Origin of the sequence: Cognatazoarcus halotolerans (assembly GCF_009800965.1) — a bacterium.
GTDB classification, from domain to species: domain Bacteria; phylum Pseudomonadota; class Gammaproteobacteria; order Burkholderiales; family Rhodocyclaceae; genus Cognatazoarcus; species Cognatazoarcus halotolerans.
In genome coordinates, this window is sequence record NZ_WUAF01000062.1 from 1 (window position 1) to 461 (window position 461).

The window sequence follows — 461 nt, forward strand, 5'->3', positions numbered from 1 at the left end:
CTTCGGATACGGTGAGCGAAGCACTGGTCACCACCGGCACGTCATTGACCGGCGTGTAGCTGATCGTCGCCGACAAGGTGTTCGAGTCCGCGCTGCCGTCATTCACCGTCACGTCAAATGCAGGCGCTACTTCGTTGCCGTCATCAACGAACTGCACCAGGCCGCCAGTCAGGTCGGCATTCGTGAAACTCGTGATCGGCGTGCCAGCGGCGCTCGATAGCTGGAAGTAGCCACCCGAGACGCTACTTACCGTGTAGGTGAAGCTCGCGCTGTCCGGATCGGAGGTGCCAAAGTTGGTCGCGCCGAGTGTGACGGTCTGGCCTTCACTCACCGTCAGGCTCGCGCTGTCGAGCACAGGGGCATCGTTCACCGGTGTGTAGCTGATGGTCGCACTCAGCGTGTTCGAGTCAGCGCTGCCGTCGTTGGCCGTCACATCGAAGCTCGGTGCCACTTCGTTGCCA

The 461-nt window shown here is 61.6% G+C and carries 1 protein-coding gene; it reads right to left on the reverse strand.

Annotated features, from left to right (window positions below; all coding sequences use genetic code 11):
- Nucleotides 1-461, reverse strand: a 461-nt coding sequence (locus tag GQB03_RS22660) for a cadherin-like domain-containing protein (protein WP_200832420.1), incomplete at both ends; no start/stop codon positions are given.